15 protein-coding genes and 1 pseudogene are annotated in these 13478 nt (G+C 38.0%); 12 read left to right on the top strand and 4 right to left on the bottom strand.

All coding sequences use genetic code 11. The annotated features are described in order from the left end of the window. Positions 1-5: 5 nt before the first annotated feature. The 12 genes from H7U01_RS03560 (at position 6) to H7U01_RS03505 (ending at position 9607) form a co-directional block, all read left to right on the top strand. Positions 6-950, top strand: a complete 945-nt coding sequence (locus H7U01_RS03560) for a 3-oxoacyl-[acyl-carrier-protein] synthase III C-terminal domain-containing protein (RefSeq protein WP_041826685.1) — start codon at positions 6-8, stop codon at positions 948-950. 216 nt (positions 951-1166) lie between these two features. After that, positions 1167-1376: a hypothetical protein gene (locus H7U01_RS03555; RefSeq protein ID WP_004182317.1), complete on the top strand. Its 210-nt coding sequence runs from the start codon at positions 1167-1169 to the stop codon at positions 1374-1376. Between the two features lie 10 nt (positions 1377-1386). Continuing rightward, a complete protein-coding gene (locus H7U01_RS03550; RefSeq protein WP_037610444.1) occupies positions 1387-1566 on the top strand; it encodes a hypothetical protein in 180 nt (59 codons plus the stop codon). Then, complete coding sequence (locus H7U01_RS03545; protein WP_201041121.1) at positions 1559-2437, top strand: ABC transporter ATP-binding protein; 879 nt, start codon at positions 1559-1561, stop codon at positions 2435-2437. The genes H7U01_RS03550 and H7U01_RS03545 overlap by 8 nt, the downstream gene beginning before the upstream one ends. Further along, complete coding sequence (locus H7U01_RS03540) at positions 2437-3174, top strand: ABC transporter permease (RefSeq protein WP_201041120.1); 738 nt, start codon at positions 2437-2439, stop codon at positions 3172-3174. The genes H7U01_RS03545 and H7U01_RS03540 overlap by 1 nt, the downstream gene beginning before the upstream one ends. After that, entirely contained in the window at positions 3167-4261 is a 1095-nt protein-coding gene (locus tag H7U01_RS03535; protein WP_201041119.1) for a sensor histidine kinase, read from the top strand. Before H7U01_RS03540 ends, H7U01_RS03535 begins: the two co-directional genes overlap by 8 nt. Then, on the top strand, positions 4258-4860 hold the full coding sequence (locus tag H7U01_RS03530; protein ID WP_201041118.1) for a response regulator transcription factor: 603 nt from the start codon (positions 4258-4260) through the stop codon (positions 4858-4860). The genes H7U01_RS03535 and H7U01_RS03530 overlap by 4 nt, the downstream gene beginning before the upstream one ends. A 382-nt stretch (positions 4861-5242) precedes the next feature. After that, the gene (locus H7U01_RS03525) at positions 5243-6235 is read left to right on the top strand and encodes an ATP-binding cassette domain-containing protein (RefSeq protein WP_201041117.1); all 993 of its coding nucleotides are present in this window, start codon (positions 5243-5245) and stop codon (positions 6233-6235) included. 1 nt (position 6236) lies between these two features. After that, positions 6237-7055, top strand: coding sequence for an ABC transporter permease (locus H7U01_RS03520; protein WP_201041116.1), 819 nt, complete (start codon positions 6237-6239; stop codon positions 7053-7055). 1 nt (position 7056) lies between these two features. After that, positions 7057-7842, top strand: a complete 786-nt coding sequence (locus H7U01_RS03515) for an ABC transporter permease (protein ID WP_002891220.1) — start codon at positions 7057-7059, stop codon at positions 7840-7842. A 38-nt stretch (positions 7843-7880) separates the two neighbouring features. Beyond that, on the top strand, positions 7881-8342 hold the full coding sequence (locus tag H7U01_RS03510) for a GNAT family N-acetyltransferase (protein ID WP_201041161.1): 462 nt from the start codon (positions 7881-7883) through the stop codon (positions 8340-8342). A gap of 332 nt (positions 8343-8674) precedes the next feature. After that, the gene (locus tag H7U01_RS03505) at positions 8675-9607 is read left to right on the top strand and encodes a hypothetical protein (RefSeq protein ID WP_311631364.1); all 933 of its coding nucleotides are present in this window, start codon (positions 8675-8677) and stop codon (positions 9605-9607) included. Between the two features lie 105 nt (positions 9608-9712). Here H7U01_RS03505 and H7U01_RS03500 read toward each other — a convergent pair whose 3' ends face one another. The 4 genes and pseudogenes from H7U01_RS03500 to H7U01_RS03485 all read right to left on the bottom strand — a co-directional run bounded on the left by H7U01_RS03500 (position 9713) and on the right by H7U01_RS03485 (position 13327). After that, on the bottom strand, positions 9713-10624 hold the full coding sequence (locus H7U01_RS03500) for a helix-turn-helix domain-containing protein (protein ID WP_201041115.1): 912 nt from the start codon (positions 10622-10624) through the stop codon (positions 9713-9715). A gap of 157 nt (positions 10625-10781) precedes the next feature. Further along, positions 10782-11501: an ABC transporter permease gene (locus H7U01_RS03495; RefSeq protein WP_201041114.1), complete on the bottom strand. Its 720-nt coding sequence runs from the start codon at positions 11499-11501 to the stop codon at positions 10782-10784. Beyond that, positions 11494-12330, bottom strand: a complete 837-nt coding sequence (locus tag H7U01_RS03490; RefSeq protein ID WP_201041113.1) for an ABC transporter ATP-binding protein — start codon at positions 12328-12330, stop codon at positions 11494-11496. The genes H7U01_RS03495 and H7U01_RS03490 overlap by 8 nt, the downstream gene beginning before the upstream one ends. Before the next feature lie 85 nt (positions 12331-12415). Next, positions 12416-13327, bottom strand: a pseudogene (locus tag H7U01_RS03485) (XRE family transcriptional regulator). Between the last annotated feature and the right edge of the window lie 151 nt (positions 13328-13478).

Raw genomic sequence — 13478 nt, 5'->3', positions numbered from 1 at the left:
TGACAATGACAGAAGTAAAAAGACATGTTGAAATCGCAGGTTATGGCGTTTGTCTTCCAAAACAAACCGTACAATTCAAAAACCAAACACGTTATCGTGTTGTAGAAGATGAAGAAACACAGTTAGATTTGGCCGAAGTGGCTATCCAACGAGCTCTTGAAAATGCCAATTTGAAAATTGAAGACATTGATTGTCTTGTCTCAGCTAGTGCAGTTGGTGTGCAGCCTATTCCTTGTACAGCAGCCTTGATTCATGAGCGCGTGGCAAAAGGACTTGCCATCCCAGCCATGGATATCAATACGACTTGTACAAGTTTTATCTCAGCTTTATCAACAATGTCCTACTTGATTGAAGCTGGTGAATACCATCGTGTCTTGATTGTATCCAGTGAAGTTGGAAGTTTGGGGCTTAATCCGAAACAAAAAGAAAGTTTTGAACTCTTTAGTGACGGAGCAGCAGCCTTTATCTTCCAAGCAAGTTCTCAAGACAAAGGGGTTATTGCAAGTCTTCAACATACCTGGTCAGAAGGTGCCCATGATACTGAAATCCGTGGAGGTTTGACTTCTTACCATCCTAAAAAATATTCAGAAAAGACAAAAACGGACTTTATGTTTGATATGAAGGGCAAGAAGATTCTCCTCTTATCAGCACATAAACTTCCTGATATGTTCCAAGAATTCCAAGAGAAAACTCACTTAGCCCTAACCGATGTGGACTATATCATTCCCCATCAAGCTAGCCGTGCCTTATCTTTGGTTATGGATAAATTGGGTATTGCCGAAGACCAATACCTTAATATAGTTACTGACTACGGAAATATGGTTTCTGTATCTGTTCCATTTGGTTTGGCTTATTCATTAGATCATGGATTAGTTAAAGAAGGAGATGTCGTCTACCTTCTGGGAACAGCAGCAGGTATGACAGTTAACATGCTGGCCTTGAAATTATAATTTCTTGGCTAGAAACGGATAGTGTCAAAATGACGGAAGAACTTCTTTTTGCCCATAAATTCAGGTTGAGTTGACTGATAAGTCAGCTCTTTTTTCTTTTACGTCACATGACAAATGTCATGTCATGTCATGACATCTGGTGCTAAAAAGAGAATGACCAAAAAGATATACTTTAGTCATAACTTAGAAATAATAAAAAACGAAAGAGGTCATCTCATGAAAATCAAAACATCTTACCTTATCTACGCTGTTATCGGAACTGTCTTTGCTGGACTTAGCATGTTTACTGACATCTTTGAAAAAGGGAACTTTGAAGCTATCTTCTCAAATTTGGGCATGATTATTGGCTTGTCTATCTCAGCCTATATTCTCATTACTATGGCTAAAAGTTTTATCGATCTTGTCATTAATGAATTGAAAAACTAGGAGATCCAGCATGAAACTACTAAAAATACTGAGCATCATGCTCCTAGCGGCAATTTGGACTATCCTCTTTGCCTATGTCCTATTTCATGGTAGCAGTGATATTCTCTACAGTGTTATGGGCGTCTCAGTTGCAGCCTGTTATGTTTTTCTAGCCTTCTACCAAAAGAAAGGAAGTCACAAACATGAGTGAAGCAATCCTTCAAGTCACAAATCTTGTCAAAAAAATCAAAGGAAAAACGATTTTAGACCATATTAGCTTTGAGGTGGGAAAAGGAGACTGTCTTGCTTTAATTGGGCCAAATGGTGCTGGTAAAACGACCTTAATGTCCTGTATTCTTGGCGATAAGAAAGCCAGTAGCGGTCAAGTATTTATCAAGGGCAAAAAGGGTAAAGCGCAAGATCAAATTGCGGTTCTCCTCCAAGAAAATACCATTCCCTCGCAATTGAAAGTCAAGGAACTGATTGTTTTTTTCCAAGATATTTCTGAAAATGGATTATCTAAGGAAGAGATTCAAGCACTCTTACAATTCAAAGACGACCAGTATCAGCAGTTTGCGGACAAACTTTCAGGGGGACAAAAACGTCTTCTTGCCTTTGTCCTCTGTCTCATTGGCAAGCCTGACATTCTCTTTTTAGATGAGCCGACAGCAGGGATGGATACGACGACACGCCAACGCTTTTGGGAAATCATCAATGACCTGAAAAAGTCTGGTGTAACCATCCTCTATTCGTCCCACTATATTGAAGAAGTGGAACACACAGCTGACCGTATCTTGGTCCTCAATCAAGGGAAACTCATCAGGGATACTACACCATATGCCATGCGTAGCGAGGAAAAGGAAAAACAAGTCACTTTACCAAGTCGCTTTGCGCCAAGTCTTGATAAACTGGCAGCCATTTATGAAGTAACTGAAAAACGTGATGTTGTAACCTTTATGACTAAAGATATTGAAAGTGTATGGAGTAGTTTACAAGCTCAAGGCTGTCGCATTTCTGACATTGAAATTCAAAATAAGACACTGTTAGATAGCCTATTTGATAGCACAAGGGAGGACAAGTAATGCAAGCACTACTTAAAATCGAATGGATAAAAACATGGCGCAGTTGGCCTGTCTTTATCATGTCTATCGGAATGCCCGTCGGATTTTTCCTCTTGTATTCAGGTATGGAAATGAGTCCTGACCCAGAGTCACAAAAAGCCTTTATATTGTCCTATATGTTGACGATGACAGGATTCTCTATGTCCAGCTTTGGTTTCTTTACCTTCCCTCATATGCTTAGAGAGGACCAAACGGAGCACTGGTTAACCTACATCGAACATTCAAAAATCAGTATTCAGGCCTACTACCTATCAAAAATCTTCCGAGTTCTTATGAACTTTATGGTTGCTATCATCGTAACTTTCTGTGTGGGAGCTTTTGTGCGTGATGTTAAGATGCCATTATCACATTGGCTCGGTTCAGGTGCTCTTTTACTCTTGTCAAGTCTAGTCTTCCTATCCTTTGGCTTACTCCTAGCCCAAATTAAGTCTCAACAAATCATGGCTATCGCCGGAAATATCGTCTTTCTTGGTCTAGCTATTATTGGTGGTTCTTGGATGCCAGTAACCTTGTTTCCAAAATGGGTTCAGCACATTTCGGAGTGGACACCCATTTATCATATTAATCAGTTGGTAGTCAATTTTGCGAAAAAAGGGGAATTTTCATGGAAATCACTCATTTTTATCTTGGTCTATGCTACAATAGCTACAGGCTTAGCCCTTTTTATCAAATCGTACAGAGAAAGTGACCATGTTTAGAACATACCAGAAAAATGATTTTGCTTATTTTGTTAGTCTGATTTTCCTAGTCTTCCCGATCTTAGGAGTGTTTGGTGGGGATTTCCCAGTTTGGACTTTAGGTCTGACGCTGGCCTTTACTCTGGCTTATCTCCTTATAGTGTATTTGAAAAAAGCCTATAGCAAGTGGATTCCCTTTCTGTGGTTTTACACTCTAGCTTACATTATCTTTATGTCAGTGACCTTCCAGGGTGGCATGATGTGGTTTATCTTTTTCAACGTTAATCTTCTCGTTTGGCACTTTGAGGATAGCATATCTTCTTATCGATTCTTATCCTTTCTAGCGACACTCTTGATTTTGACGTCATCATCCTTCCAACTGACAGACGATTTGAGCACCCACCTCATGTCTCTGGCTATTACTCTTTTTTCTTTGGGAATGTACTATTTTCAAAACCGTATACGTCAGGAGAGAAAGATGGAAGAGGCCCTTGCGGAGCAGAATCGGACCATTAATATCCTGTCAGCTGAAAATGAGCGTAATCGTATCGGTCGTGATTTGCACGATACCTTAGGACATACCTTTGCCATGATGAGTCTTAAAACCGAGTTGGCTCTAAAACAGATGGACAAGGAGCAGTATGAAGCTGCTAGAAAGAATCTGGAAGAATTGAACCAGATTAGCCGTGACTCCATGTACGAGGTGCGTGAGATTGTTAATAAGCTCAAGTACCGAACGGTGGCAGAGGAGTTACTGGAACTTGAGCGACTCTTTGACCTATCTGATATCGTCCTGACCGTGGATAGTAGCCTTGACTTAGACAGCCTGTCACCAGTTAGTCAGTCTACCTTGTCCATGGTGCTTCGTGAACTGGCCAATAATGTCATCAAACATAGCCAGGCCGATAGCTGTCAGATTCGTCTAAGACGTGATCATGGTATTGTCCTTGAGTTTGAGGATGATGGTTGTGGCTTTGAGGAAGTCACTGGACAAGAACTACACAGTATCAGAGAGCGTCTCAGTTTGGTCGATGGAGACTTGGAAATCCTGTCTCAGTCGAATCCAACAATCATTCGTGTGCATTTGAAAGAGGGAGGAAAAGCATGAAATTATTAGTCGCCGAAGACCAGTCAATGTTGAGGGATGCCCTCTGCCAACTCCTCATGTTGGAGGACGATGTCGAAGAGGTCCATGCGGCCAGTGATGGTCAAGAAGCCATTACTCTCTTGGAAAAAGAGGAGGCCGACGTAGCCATTTTAGACATTGAAATGCCAGCTAAGACAGGCCTTGATGTCCTAGAGTGGATCCGTGCCAACCAAAGAGAAACGAAGGTCGTTATTGTGACCACCTTCAAACGAAAAGGCTATTTTAAACGAGCCCTTGCAGCCCAGGTGGATGCCTACGTTCTCAAAGAGCGTTCCATCAGTGACCTCATGGCGACCATCCATACCGTCCTAGCAGGTCAAAAGGAGTACTCACCAGAGCTTGTCGAAGGTGTCGCCTTTGACAATAATCCACTCAGTCAACGTGAACAAGAAGTCTTGGCCATGGTTGCCCAAGGTTCAACCAACCAAGAAATCGCTGAAAGCCTCTTTCTTTCAAATGGAACTGTCCGAAATTACATGACAGCCATCCTGACCAAACTTGATGCAGGCAACCGAACAGAAGCCGTTCGCATTGCCAAAGAAAAAGACTGGTTGGGATGAGGAAAAGTTTATAAAAGAAATTTTATTAATTAAAGGTCACCATATGGTGGCTTTTTTGTGGCTTATAATCTATCTAAACATTCACAAGCAAGAATGAGAGAAGTTGAAATGAGCCTCTACAGGAATATGTAGAGGCTTTGATGAATTATTGAATTGTGTCATTTTGTTTAGTGAATTAGACGGGTGGTTTTGATTTTTTCAAGTATCAAAACTATTTTCTCTTTTGCGAGAATAACACTTGGTTTCCTTTTTTAACTGCTTTATAATAGAGTAATACTGGGGCCTTCTGCTGTGATAAAGAAGGCAGATTTTAGGAGATGAGAAATTGGCTTTTTGTGTTTAGAGGACACGGTTTGTTGATTTTTTACTGTAGGAGATAGATATGGCAATGATAGAAGTGAAACATCTTCAGAAAAATTTTGTGAAGACAGTCAAGGAACCGGGGTTGAAGGGGGCTTTGCGTTCCTTTATTCATCCTGAAAAGCAGACCTTTGAAGCGGTCAAGGATTTGACCTTTGAGGTGCCCAAGGGGCAAATTCTTGGTTTTATCGGGGCAAATGGTGCTGGAAAGTCGACCACCATTAAAATGCTGACAGGAATTTTGAAACCGACATCTGGTTTTTGTCGGATTAATGGCAAGATTCCACAGGATAATCGCCAGGATTATGTCAAGGATATTGGGGTTGTTTTTGGACAACGAACTCAGCTATGGTGGGACTTGGCCCTGCAAGAGACTTACACGGTTTTGAAGGAGATTTACGATGTCCCAGACTCGCTCTTCCACAAGCGCATGGATTTTTTGAATGAAGTCTTGGATTTGAAGGACTTTATCAAGGATCCCGTGCGGACTCTTTCGCTAGGTCAACGAATGCGGGCGGATATTGCGGCTTCCTTGCTTCACAATCCCAAAGTTCTCTTTTTAGATGAGCCGACTATTGGTTTGGATGTGTCGGTCAAGGATAACATTCGACGTGCTATCACCCAGATTAATCAGGAGGAAGAGACAACTATTCTCTTGACTACTCATGATTTGAGTGATATTGAGCAACTCTGTGATCGGATTTTTATGATTGATAAGGGGCAAGAGATTTTTGATGGAACGGTGAGTCAGCTCAAGGAGACCTTTGGCAAGATGAAGACTCTCTCCTTTGAACTGGTACCAGGTCAAGGTCATCTTGTCTCTCATTATGAAGGCTTATCTGATATGTCCATTGATAGACAAGGAAATACTCTCAATATTGAATTCGATAGTTCCTGCTACCAGTCGGCCGATATTATCAAGCAAACCTTATCTGATTTTGAAGTCCGTGATTTGAAGATGGTAGATACAGATATTGAAGATATTATCCGTCGCTTCTATCGAAAGGAGCTCTAAGATGGTCAAATTGTGGAGACGTTATAAACCCTTTATCAATGCAGGGATTCAGGAGTTGATTAGCTATCGAGTCAACTTTATTCTCTATCGGATTGGTGATGTCATGGGGGCTTTTGTCGCTTTCTATCTCTGGAAGGCTGTCTTTGACTCCTCCCAGGAGCCTTTGATTCAGGGCTTCAGTATGGCAGATATCACTCTCTACATCATCATGAGTTTTGTGACCAATCTTTTGACCAGGTCTGATAGCTCCTTTATGATAGGGGATGAGGTCAAGGATGGCTCCATTATCATGCGCTTGCTGAGACCAGTGCATTTTGCGGCCTCTTACCTTTTCACCGAACTTGGCTCCAAGTGGTTGATTTTTATCTCTGTTGGACTGCCATTTTTAAGTGTCATTGTTTTGATGAAAATCTTATCTGGGCAAGGTATTGTAGAAGTGTTGGGATTAACTGTCCTTTATCTCTTTAGCTTAACGCTCGCCTATCTAATTAACTTTTTCTTTAACATCTGCTTTGGATTTTCAGCATTTGTCTTTAAAAATCTTTGGGGTTCCAATCTACTCAAGACTTCCATAGTGGCCTTTATGTCTGGAAGTTTGATTCCCTTGGCTTTCTTTCCAAAGGTGGTTTCAGCTATTCTCTCCTTCTTGCCTTTTTCATCCTTGATTTACACTCCGGTTATGATCATTGTTGGGAAATACGATGCCAGTCAGATTCTTCAAGCGCTTTTGCTCCAGTTCTTCTGGCTTATAGTGATGGTGGGCTTGTCTCAGTTGATTTGGAAACGAGTCCAGTCATTTATCACTATTCAAGGAGGTTAGTATGAAAAAATATCAACGCATGCATCTGATTTTTATCAGACAATACATCAAGCAAATCATGGAATACAAGGTTGATTTTGTAGTAGGTGTCTTGGGAGTCTTTCTGACTCAAGGTCTGAACCTCTTGTTTCTCAATGTCATTTTTCAACACATCCCCTCGCTAGAAGGTTGGACTTTTCAAGAGATTGCCTTTATCTATGGATTTTCCTTGATTCCCAAGGGATTGGACCATCTCTTTTTTGACAATCTCTGGGCCTTAGGTCAACGACTAGTCCGAAAAGGGGAATTTGACAAGTATTTGACTCGTCCTATCAACCCTCTCTTTCATATTCTGGTTGAGACCTTTCAGATTGATGCCTTGGGGGAACTTTTGGTCGGTTGCATTCTATTAGGAACAACAGTATCAAGCATTGCTTGGACGCTTCCCAAATTCCTGATTTTCCTAGTCTGTATTCCATTTGCTACCTTGATTTATACTTCCTTGAAAATAGCGACAGCCAGTATCGCTTTTTGGACTAAACAGTCAGGCGCCATGATTTATATTTTTTATATGTTCAATGATTTTGCCAAGTACCCGATTTCCATTTACAATTCGCTCCTTCGTTGGTTGATCAGTTTTATCGTGCCATTTGCCTTTACGGCTTACTATCCTGCCAGTTATTTCTTGCAGGGTAAGAATGGGCTCTTTAATATCGGTGGTTTGATTCTGATTTCCCTTGTCTTCTTTTTCATTTCCCTCAAACTCTGGGATAGGGGCTTGGATGCCTACGAAAGTGCTGGCTCGTAAGGGGGAAAGTAAGACTAAAATTAAGAAAGGAACTTATGATGCTTGTTATTAAAGATGTTAAGGATGAAGATCAAAAAATGGCAGTTGTTGATGAGGTTTTAAAGGATTTGCCAGAATGGTTTGGAATACCTGAAAGCACGCAAGCCTACATCGAAGGAGCCAAAGATTTGCAAGTTTGGGCAGCCTATCAGGAGAGTGATTTGACTGGATTTGTAAGCTTGTCCTATTCTAGTGAAGAGTGTGCAGAGATTGATTGTCTCGGCGTAAAAAAAGCTTATCAAGGTCAAGGAATTGGAAGGAAATTAATTACGACTATAGAAAGAGAAGCAGTCAAACAAGTGGACTACCTACAGGTCAAAACAGTCGCAGAAGGTTCAAATAAAGATTATGACCGAACAAATGTCTTTTATCGAAGTGTTGGTTTTAAAAAATTAGAGATTTTTCCTCAACTATGGGATCCCCAAAATCCTTGCCAGATTTTGATAAAGAAAATCGTTTAAAACTTCCTGACAAAGAATGAGAGTGCCATACTATAAAAGTGTTAGCCAATTTAGCTCAGTTGGTAGAGCAAGGCACTCGTAAAGTTTAGGTCAGGAGATTTTGATGCTGTCATAAAGGATGCTAGAGAAGGAATCAGTCAGACGGAATTAAAGCAGAAATATAAGAACTTTTTGAGAGTTATCTCATTCTTTCAATCGTGCTGATAGATCCTGATTTGTCCAGAGAATAGCTAGAGGCTCAGTTAAACACAGACTCTACACTAGCTGAGAAAACTCAAAAGGTCTGTCTCGCTCTTTATGATTTAACCAATAGAAATAGAGATTAATTGGAAGTGCCTAAAAAAACACAAGGAATTATTGATAAGGTAAAAATGAAGAAATCAATCTTTAGGGCCAGTTTTGAAGAGAGTTTAAATCTTTTAGATGATAGTGTCTCAGGAAAATTTGCACAGGAAAATTATCAGGATGCTCTAAAAAAAGAAAAATATAGAGGGACCTTTAAGTCGTATGTTTGGTTAGTGATTTTGACAATCTTATTTATAATGGGTCCCAATTGGTTGATTGTAGCTTTAAATAATTATTTATTTTATCATGCTAATCCTAAAGATTTAACAGTAGGCCTATCCGAGGTTAATTTTCTTCCCTACTGGGTGTTTTGGATGGGGCTGGCAATATGGCTTTTACTGATTATATTAGGAAAGCGATTCAACCAACAGTTTCTTTTGATCTATAGAGGTCAGTTTCATTTTATGGTTTCTTTTATAATATGGCTCCTAATTGAGCTTAATCTTTTCTTGATGAATTTACTTTATGGTCTTGTTGGCTATGTTGGAATGTTTGTTTTTGAAGGACTAATTCTTTTCACAATCATTTATATGATACGTGATAAGTCTACCTCATTGCTAAATTTATTATATGGTGGTACTGAAATAGAGAGTCTGACCGATAGAGTGTTTAATAGAGTATTTAGATTCATTGTCAAGTATGGTGGAATAGTCGTAGCACTCTGGATAATTTTTCGTACGATATTTTCAGATTCAATAAGAAATGCAGATAGTTTGGTTGGAGGATTAGGTGTTTTATTCTTATTCCTAGTGTTCAATATATTGATTGTTGCCTTTGAAATTTATTTCATGTTCCCCTATATGTTGCAAGCCTACTACAAATGGAAATATCCTGAAGAATACCGTGACTGGGAAGGCAAGTCAGTAGAAGACTGGTATGGTAAGAAGTATCTGAAGAAACATAAGGATAAGTTTAAGTGAAAAAATTGAAATAATAAAAGAGGCATCTGAGTTTAACTTCAGATGCTTCTTTGGTAGTTATTACATTTGGAATGAATCATGTTTAAAAAGTTGCTGATATATTTTCTATTTTATGTTTAAATCTTTTTCCATTTCCATTTTAAGATTTTTGATGAAGACTTGGTCACCGAAGGCTTCGGCTAGTACGGTGGCTGTATGATAGAGCTCTGTTGCTTTATCTTTATTGTTCTCATAGAAAAGATAATATTTCGCTTCAAAAATAAGTACGGCGGGTTTGTAAGCATGTTGTAGTGTCTTATCAATAACAGTATGCATTTTATCGACAATCGTTTTCATATTTCTATAATCATGATGCATGACATAGATTCCAGCAATAGTTGACAATGCTCCTAGTAGCTCAACATTAACTAGCTCTTCCCCTTGTAATTCTTGATTAATTAATTTACATCGAAAACTTTCAACAATTTCTTTATCATAGTCACCAACTTGACATTGAAAGGTATAGTATTTTATTAGCAGAAGGTCATTCAAGGTATACTCTTCTTTTTTCAATACCTGATTCAAATAGTCTTCAAATACAATCTCAACAAGATCTTCTTTCTTCTCTTCAGATATAAAATTCAGGGTTCTTTCAATGATATCAATGGTTAGAAGTTCGTCCTCTGGTAGAATCTCAATATAGTTATCGTAGAGGTCTTCAATGTCCTGCAGCTTTTTCTTGATACGTTCGAGGTCGCCATAGACAGGAGACTTCATGAGTTTATATTTAGCCTGATAATAATCTTCAGGAATGTCTAGTTTTGTTTCACCTAACAAATAGTTGAGGGAAACACCCAATTTATCACTGATATACTGCAGTTTGACAATAGTTGGTAATGAGCGACCGAGCTCAATTCTCATCAGTTGTTTGACGGTTAATTCTTCTTCTGTGTCACAAACCTGCTCACGTGTTAAACCTATTCGTTCACGTTCTTCACGAATTCTTTTTCCAATCTCGATTTTAATATCTTCAGACATCTGTATTCCCCTTGAGTTTTAATTATATAATAATATACCTTAAAATCATGTGAATGAAAAGACTCTAGGAAGCTGACTGTGTTTCTAGTTAGAGTAAAAGAAGGGAAATAAACAAAACAACCATCTAACACTCAGTTTAGATGGTTATGGTTTTGAATTAAGATATTTTTCGTAATCTCTTAGATTGTAGAATGGTCAGTGCAGTAAAGAGGAGTAACCAGACTAGAAGGGATAGTGAGCTAGCAACTTGGTCCTGCCACTTAAAGCTTTCAAGCTGGCTTATAGATTTCGTGAAAAGTCCCATATAACTATATTTCACGACATTATCGAAATCTTTACTGATCCCTGAAAGCATTGGAATAAACATACTAATCATTGATACTGGAAGACTAATTACTTGGGCAGACACTTGAGTTTTGCTGATTAAGCCAATGAAAAGATTGATAAGCATCATTACTAAAGATGTAGCAAGTGAGATGATAAGATAAGCACTATAATTATTTTCAATATTTAGTTCTAGTATTCTCGGAATAGCAGTTGTCATCACTAAGCTAATAAGCACTGGGTAAAACAAAACTGAAAGGATATAGTTCGTACTATTAACACCACTTAAAAACAAAGTTCTTAAAATATTTTTTTCCTTTTCTTCGGAAACAATAGTACTGATTGGATTTCCAACTGATAAACTCAAAGATAAAGCTAAACACAGGCCTAATAGATTGACTTTCATTGAGTTTGTTAGAGTACCTTGAATCTCATAGATATGTTTATATAGAAAGGCAAATCCTAAAGGAAGGAGGATTTGTAGGATAATGGTTTTGTTAGATTTGATAACTCTTTTTCTAAGCCATAGTAAAGATTTCAATTGGTTAAACATTAAGTTTTCCTCCTGTAAGTTGGATGAAGATGTCTTCTAAAGTTGGTTCACATGAATGGATGGTTTGAATATCTTGAGTTGCAGTAATATGATTTAATTCAGAGAAGGGAATCACTTTCTCTTGACCTGAACAGTAGGTCACTTTTACCATTTTATTTGTATTATATTTCTGAATAAGCTCAGCAGGTTTTCCTTCCTCAACAATCTTCCCTTTATTTAGAAGTACAATTTTATCGCATAAAATGGTAGCCTCGTGCATGTCATGTGTCGTCAGAAAAATGGTTGTTCCTTGTTGTTTTAGTTCTTCAATAAGAGCGTGAATGGTTTGAGATGTTGATGGATCTAGACCAGAAGTAGGTTCATCAAGAAAGAGAACTTTTGGCTTGTTAATGATAGCCCTAACTAGAAGCATCCGTTGTTTCATCCCTGTAGAGAGTTTTTCTGCCAAGGTTTTACGATGATCATAAAGACCTACACGTTTCATCAAATCGTCAATATAATCTGGTGAAACATTGTAGAGTTTGGCGAAGAATAGAAGATTATCATGAAGTGTTAATTTTTCATAAAAGCCACTATTTTCAGTAATTAATCCAATCTTTGACAAATCTTTTTCTTTTAACTGAAGGGATGATTTGCCTAAAATATAAGTTTCTCCCTGACTAGGAGTGAGTTGACCTGTTAAGATATTAATTGTTGTCGTTTTCCCAGAGCCTGAAGGCCCTAGGAAACCTAGAATTTCACCTTCTTCAACTGTGAAGTTTAGATTTTCTATTGCTATATATTTTTGAAATTGTTTGCTTAACTGTTTTGCTACGATAAGGTTTGTCATATCTTGATTTCTCCTATTTGATTATATGAATGAGTATAAACAAAAAAATAACGAATCAAAAGGACATTTATGTCACTTAGATTTGTTATTTCGTATTTAAGTCTTTTTTCATTTCCATTTTAAGATTTTTGATGAAGACTTGGTCACCGAAGGCTTCGGCTAGTACGGTAGCCATTTTGTAAAGTTCAGTTGCTTTATCTTTATTGTTCTCATAGAAGAGATAGTATTTTGCTTCAAGCATTGTTATACCTGGCTGATATGAGTGTTGCATAATGGAATGTATGATTTCATACATCTTATCGACGAGAGACTTCATATGTTCGTATTCATGGTGCATAACATATATCCCAGCTATAGCTGATAATGCTCCCAATAGTTCCACATTGGTTAATTCATCTCCTTGCAATCTTTGTTTTATCAAATTTTTTCGAAAATTCTCAATCATAGATTCATCATATGAAGATGATTGGCACTGTACAGAATAATATTTTATCAATAAAAGATCATTCAATGTGTACTGTTCTTTTTTCAATACTTGATTTAAATAATCTTCAAATACTATTTCAACAAGGTCTTCTCCCTCCCCTTCAGCTATGAAATTTAATGTTCTTTCAATGATATCAATAGCAAAAAGCTCGTCCTCTGGTAGAATCTCAATATAGTTGTCGTAGAGTTCCTCAATATCTTTTAGCTTCTTCTTGATACGTTCGGGGTCGCCATAGACAGGAGACTTCATGAGTTTATATTTAGCCTAATAATAGTCTTCAGGAATGTCTAAATTAGTTTCTCCCAACAAATAATTCAGGGAAACATTTAGTTTATCACTGATATATTGAAGTTTTACAATAGTTGGCAATGAACGTCCGAGCTCAATCCTCATCAGCTGTTTGACAGTTATTTCATCTTCAGCATAACAAACTTGCTCACGTGTTAACCCTTGTCGTTCACGTTCTTCACGAATTCTTTTTCCAATTTCTACTTTAATATCCTGAGACATACATTACCCTTATGATTTAGATTTTTAATACTACTATAACGTAAAATCTAAATAAAGTCCAAAAGCCATAATAGAAGTAGTGTATAATAAAACCTACAGGAGTTTACAATTATGAAACAATCTCAATTTGCGAGCTCAATAGCCTACAAAT

Origin of the sequence: Streptococcus sp. 21.1 (assembly GCF_016648635.1) — a bacterium.
Lineage (GTDB): Bacteria > Bacillota > Bacilli > Lactobacillales > Streptococcaceae > Streptococcus.
The sequence above is the reverse complement of the archived record's forward strand: the minus strand, read 5'-3'. Positions and strand labels throughout refer to the sequence as shown.

What these genes read in the sequence shown, in the direction of transcription:
- H7U01_RS03560 (WP_041826685.1), top strand. Translation starts at nt 6, where the DNA reads ATGACAGAAGTAAAAAGACATGTTGAAATCGCAGGTTATGGCGTTTGT.
- H7U01_RS03555 (WP_004182317.1), top strand. Translation starts at nt 1,167, where the DNA reads ATGAAAATCAAAACATCTTACCTTATCTACGCTGTTATCGGAACTGTC.
- H7U01_RS03550 (WP_037610444.1), top strand. Translation starts at nt 1,387, where the DNA reads ATGAAACTACTAAAAATACTGAGCATCATGCTCCTAGCGGCAATTTGG.
- H7U01_RS03545 (WP_201041121.1), top strand. Translation starts at nt 1,559, where the DNA reads ATGAGTGAAGCAATCCTTCAAGTCACAAATCTTGTCAAAAAAATCAAA.
- H7U01_RS03540 (WP_201041120.1), top strand. Translation starts at nt 2,437, where the DNA reads ATGCAAGCACTACTTAAAATCGAATGGATAAAAACATGGCGCAGTTGG.
- H7U01_RS03535 (WP_201041119.1), top strand. Translation starts at nt 3,167, where the DNA reads ATGTTTAGAACATACCAGAAAAATGATTTTGCTTATTTTGTTAGTCTG.
- H7U01_RS03530 (WP_201041118.1), top strand. Translation starts at nt 4,258, where the DNA reads ATGAAATTATTAGTCGCCGAAGACCAGTCAATGTTGAGGGATGCCCTC.
- H7U01_RS03525 (WP_201041117.1), top strand. Translation starts at nt 5,243, where the DNA reads ATGGCAATGATAGAAGTGAAACATCTTCAGAAAAATTTTGTGAAGACA.
- H7U01_RS03520 (WP_201041116.1), top strand. Translation starts at nt 6,237, where the DNA reads ATGGTCAAATTGTGGAGACGTTATAAACCCTTTATCAATGCAGGGATT.
- H7U01_RS03515 (WP_002891220.1), top strand. Translation starts at nt 7,057, where the DNA reads ATGAAAAAATATCAACGCATGCATCTGATTTTTATCAGACAATACATC.
- H7U01_RS03510 (WP_201041161.1), top strand. Translation starts at nt 7,881, where the DNA reads ATGCTTGTTATTAAAGATGTTAAGGATGAAGATCAAAAAATGGCAGTT.
- H7U01_RS03500 (WP_201041115.1), bottom strand. Translation starts at nt 10,624, where the DNA reads ATGTCTGAAGATATTAAAATCGAGATTGGAAAAAGAATTCGTGAAGAA.
- H7U01_RS03495 (WP_201041114.1), bottom strand. Translation starts at nt 11,501, where the DNA reads ATGTTTAACCAATTGAAATCTTTACTATGGCTTAGAAAAAGAGTTATC.
- H7U01_RS03490 (WP_201041113.1), bottom strand. Translation starts at nt 12,330, where the DNA reads ATGACAAACCTTATCGTAGCAAAACAGTTAAGCAAACAATTTCAAAAA.